We start from the raw sequence: 5,462 nt of genomic DNA, 5'->3' as shown, positions 1-5,462 counted from the left end.
TTCCACTTAAAAAATTAATTAATGAAGCACAACTTGTTATTTATGAAGATGAAACCATGCCCGTTCCGCCAAAAGAAAACCCCACTGATAAAGACTATCATTATGCAGATAGAATTTATGCTTACGATATAAAAAACAACATCCCAACTATTGATTATAGTTTCGATCCTACTGAAAACCCTTCAGATCCATTTAATTCTAAAATTATAAATCTAGGACAACGCATAACAGACGATAATGGTGTCTCTAAATATAAAATACGCCTTACCGAGCACTTAAATAACATTCTACTTAAAGATTCCACTAACACTAAAATAGGGTTAGTTCTATCTACCAATGTGAACGCGGATTATAACCCAAGTACTGGTGTTTTAAAAACTGCCTCCATTTTAAATAGTAATGATGGAGTAACTCAAATCCCTTCAACAACTTTATTAACTCCAAGAGGCACGATTTTATATGGAAACCATCAAAACGTTCCAGATAACAGAAAACTGAGACTTGAAATATTTTTTACAGAACCTAATTTATAAATTCATTTTATAAGCGTTTCTTATATATAAAACCCTTATTTTATTTAATAACGATGAATTTCATCGTAAAAAATATCAACTTCGTGTACTATTTTTGCATTGGTTGATATTTTTTTTACATATTTGCTCCACATAAAATTAAAAACCCAAATTAAATATATTACTTATGTGTGGAATTGTTGGATATATAGGACATCGAGAAGCTTACCCAATTATTATTGAAGGGCTTAAACGTTTAGAGTATAGAGGCTACGATAGTGCTGGTATAGCATTATTTGATGGTGCCGATCTTAAAATCTCTAAAACCAAAGGAAAAGTATCAGACTTAGAAGAACGAGCAGAAAAAGAAATCACTAAAAATGGCAACTTAGGAATTGGTCATACAAGATGGGCAACCCATGGTATTCCTAACGATGTAAATTCACATCCTCATGCTTCAAATTCAGGCGATCTAGCCATCATTCATAACGGTATTATTGAAAATTACGATTCACTTAAAAAAGAATTAATTTCTAGAGGTTACACTTTTCAATCTGATACAGATACAGAAGTTTTAATCAATTTAATTGAAGACGTAAAAAAGAAAGAAAACGTAAAACTTGGTAAAGCCGTTCAAATTGCATTAAACCAGGTAATTGGCGCTTATGCTATTGCGGTTTTCGATAAAAACAAACCTGGTGAAGTTGTTATTGCTCGTTTAGGAAGCCCATTAGCTGTTGGTATTGGTGAAGATGAGTTTTTTATTGCAAGTGATGCTTCTCCTTTTATAGAATATACTAAGAATGCTATTTACTTAGAAGATGAAGAAATGGCAATTATTAGACTTGGAAAGGACATAAAAATTAGAAAAATTAAAGACGATTCGTTAGTCGATCCTTATGTTCAAGAACTTCAAATGAATCTTGAGCAAATAGAAAAAGGCGGTTACGATCATTTTATGCTAAAAGAAATACACGAGCAACCAAGAGCCATAAGAGATACTTACAGAGGAAGATTATTAAGAGATGAAGCCATTATAAAAATGGTTGGCGTAGAAGATAATATGAAAAAGTTTTTAAACGCCGATCGTATTATTATTGTAGCATGTGGTACCTCATGGCATGCTGGTTTAGTTGCCGAATATATTTTTGAAGAGTTTTCTAGAATACCTGTAGAAGTAGAATATGCCTCAGAGTTCCGTTATAGAAATCCAGTAATAACTGAGAAAGATGTTGTTATTGCTATTTCGCAATCTGGTGAAACAGCCGATACTTTAGCCGCCATTAAATTAGCAAAATCTAAAGGCGCTTTTGTTTTTGGAGTTTGTAATGTTGTGGGGTCATCTATTGCTAGAGAAACTCATGCTGGTGCTTACACACATGCTGGACCAGAAATTGGAGTAGCTTCTACTAAAGCATTTACAACTCAAATAACCGTACTAACTTTAATTGCTTTGCGTTTAGCTAGAGCTAAAGGTACAATGTCAAGTTCAGATTTTAGATTACACTTACAAGAACTAGAGTTAATTCCACAAAAAGTAGAACAATTATTAAAAGTTGATGAACACGTAAAAGACATTGCTAAACAATATTTACTCTCTACCAATTGTTTATATCTAGGAAGAGGTTATAATTTTCCCGTAGCACTAGAAGGTGCTTTAAAACTAAAAGAAATTTCCTATATTCATGCTGAAGGCTATCCAGCTGCCGAAATGAAACATGGTCCTATTGCTTTAATTGACGATAGAATGCCTGTAATTGTTATTGCAACGAGCAAAGGACATTACGAAAAAGTAGTTAGTAATATTCAAGAAATCAAATCAAGAAAAGGTAAAATCATTGCTGTAGTAACTGAAGGCGATACTGCTGTAAAAGAAATTGCAGATCACGTTATTGAAATTCCAGATTCTGAGGAAGCCTTTTCACCATTACTAACAACCATACCATTACAACTGTTGTCTTATCACATTGCAGTAATGCGTAATTGTAATGTAGACCAACCACGTAATTTAGCAAAATCTGTTACTGTAGAATAAGTCTTAGCCTTACTATAAAATGATTAATATCTCTTATATATTATAAATCGTATAAGAGGTATTCTAGTTATTTCTTAATTAAACACACCTTTTTTTACTTATTACTTAAACTTTTTATAGCTTTTTTTGTTAAAATTTACTATGCATGCATAACTTTTTTTGTTTTTGTATGGAAATAACGACATATCTATTTATATTGCTAAACAATAAATTAAACTAATTCTTATAAATGAAAACTATTCTTCCTTTTTTACTGTTGTTATTTTGTGGATTGTCATATTCTCAAACAACAACAATCTCTGGAACAGTTGTTGACGATAGCGGTCAGCCTCTTCCAGGAGCAAACATCATTGTTGAAGGCACTTCCTTAGGAACTGTAACAGATTTTGATGGTGGTTTTAACTTAACCGTAAACCAAAATCCTCCTTTTTCTGTACAAGCTAGTATGATTGGTTTCGAAACTGTTACTATTGAAGTTATCACAAACAATCAAGTACTTAACTTTGTTCTTAACGAAGGCACAGCATTAGATGAAGTTGTAATTTCTGCATCCAGAACGCCAGAGCGTATTTTCGAATCGCCTGTTACTGTAGAGCGCTTCGGTCTTAAAGAAATTAAAAATACAGCTTCAGCTGATTTTTATGGTGGATTAGAAAACTTAAAAGGTGTTGATGTAAACACAAACAGTTTAACATTCCAGTCAGTAAACACCAGAGGTTTTGCAACATTTGCCAATAATCGTTTTATGCAATTGGTTGATGGTATGGATAACTCTACACCAGCATTAAACTTCCCAATAGGAAATTTAGTTGGTATGACAGAAACAGATGTTTTAAGTGTCGAGATTTTGCCAGGAGCGTCATCAGCACTTTATGGTGCCAATGCTTTTAATGGTATTTTATTTATGCGTAGTAAAAATCCTTTTGACCATCCAGGAATTAGTGCCTCATTCAAAGGAGGTATTACATCTCAAGAAGCTGCTGGTGATAACCAATATGTAGATTACAGTATCAGAGCTGCTCATAAGTTTAGCGAAAAATTTGCCGCTAAAGTTAATTTTGGGTACTTAAAAGGAACTGATTGGGCTGCAAATAGTATTGAAGATCAAGATATGGACGGTGGCACAAGAGCTACAAACATAAATTATAACGGGCTTAATGTATATGGTGACGAAGTGTCAAGAAATTTAAAATCTGTTGCTATTTTACTAGAATCGGCAATTAACCCAGCTACTGGGGCACCTTATTTACCTGCTGGTGCTAATGCGTTGGTTCCTAGTGTTAGAATTAGTAGAACAGGATACAATGAGCAAGATTTAACTGATTACGAAGCAAAAAGCGTTAAAGCAGATTGGGGATTATACTTTAGACCATGGGAAGATGATTTTGAAATATCTTACGTAGGCAAAGTAGGTACCGGTACCACACTCTATCAAGGTCTAAACAGATATAACATTGAAAATTTCTTCCAAGAGCAGCACAAATTAGAAATACGTAATGATAATTTCTTTTTAAGAGGTTATGTAGTTGCTGATAGCGCAGGAGATTCTTACGATATGGTTTTTACTGGTATTAATATTAATAGGACGTGGAAAGGTGATATACCTTGGTTTGCAGAATATGCTGGAAATTATGTTCTAGCAACATTAGGAGGTGCAACAGATGCTGAAGCTCATGCTGTTGGTAGAGCTCAAGCAGAATCTGGACGATTTTTACCAGGAACACCAGAATTTGAAGCTGCTTTTAATAGAAGTATAAATGACCCGGATTTAAGAACAGGATCTAAATTTCAAGATGCATCAAAATACTATCATGCAGATGGGAATTATAACTTTAGTCATTTAATCGATTTTGCTGAGATACAAGTTGGCGGATCTTACAGACAATATAATTTAAATTCTTTTGGAACCATTTATACAGATTTTGATGGCCCAATAGATTATTCTGAATTTGGTATATATACTCAAATTCAAAAAAGTTTAGAGTTAAGTGATGCTTTAAATTTAAAACTTACAGGCTCTGTTCGTTATGATAAATCTGAATTCTTTGATGGTTTCTTTTCACCAAGAATTTCAGCAGGTTTAACGGTTAATAGAAACCATAACATTAGGGCTTCAGTACAAACAGGGTTTAGAAATCCAACAACCCAAGATTTATTTATTGGGTTAGATGCTAATCGTGCTATATTAGTTGGTTCTGCACCTGAAAATCTAGATAGATACACAAATGATTATCCTGCTAATGATGGAAATACTTACACACAAACTGGTGCTGCAGCATATAATAACTCTTATTCTGAAACATCAGTAATAGCATTTGAGGCTAATGGTGGTAGTAATGTAGGCGATTTAGAAGTTGTTAATCCTGATATTGTAAAGCCAGAACAAGTTACTTCAGCCGAAGTTGGTTATAGAGGGAAGCTTGATAAACTTATTGTAGACTTTAGTGCTTATTACAACAGTTACAAAGATTTTATTTCTCAGCAGTATGTTGTTTCACCATTATACGGAACAGTTGGAGAAACTTCTGGTGAAGCTGCAATTGGTAACCGTGATTACATAACTTATAATGCATATACAAACTCTGAAGCCAATGTAAATTCTTACGGAGCTTCTATAGGGCTATCTATTAAAGTGCTTGGGAATTTTGATTTAGGAGGAAGTTACACGTACACTAAATTAGATTTTGATCAAGAACGTTTTCCAGACTTTGTAACAAACTTTAATACACCCGAGCATAAATTTAAAGCCTCTTTTGGTAACACAAACTTGTTTAAAAACTTTGGTTTTAATATTAATTACAGATTTAGTGATGACTATTTCTGGGAAAACACGTTTGCAACAGGTTTAGTGCCAGAATATCATGTGCTAGACGCTCAAATAAACTTAAGAGTCCCAAGTTTTAAATCTACATTTA

General features: G+C 33.4%; 3 protein-coding genes. All 3 read left to right on the top strand.

The genetic code is table 11. From position 1 onward, the window contains the following. A partial coding sequence (locus AADI82_RS13460; protein WP_341216943.1) for a DUF4270 family protein occupies nucleotides 1-533 on the top strand: 533 nt, incomplete at its 5' end. A gap of 166 nt (nucleotides 534-699) precedes the next feature. Continuing rightward, nucleotides 700-2,547, top strand: coding sequence for a glutamine--fructose-6-phosphate transaminase (isomerizing) (gene glmS, locus AADI82_RS13455; RefSeq protein ID WP_341216942.1), 1,848 nt, complete (start codon nucleotides 700-702; stop codon nucleotides 2,545-2,547). 229 nt (nucleotides 2,548-2,776) lie between these two features. Further along, nucleotides 2,777-5,462 (top strand): TonB-dependent receptor (locus AADI82_RS13450; protein WP_341216941.1); only part of this gene is annotated, 2,686 nt, incomplete at its 3' end.

The sequence above is a fragment of the uncultured Wocania sp. genome, assembly GCF_964021735.1.
GTDB lineage: Bacteria > Bacteroidota > Bacteroidia > Flavobacteriales > Flavobacteriaceae > Wocania_A.
The sequence above is the reverse complement of the archived record's forward strand: the minus strand, read 5'-3'. Positions and strand labels throughout refer to the sequence as shown.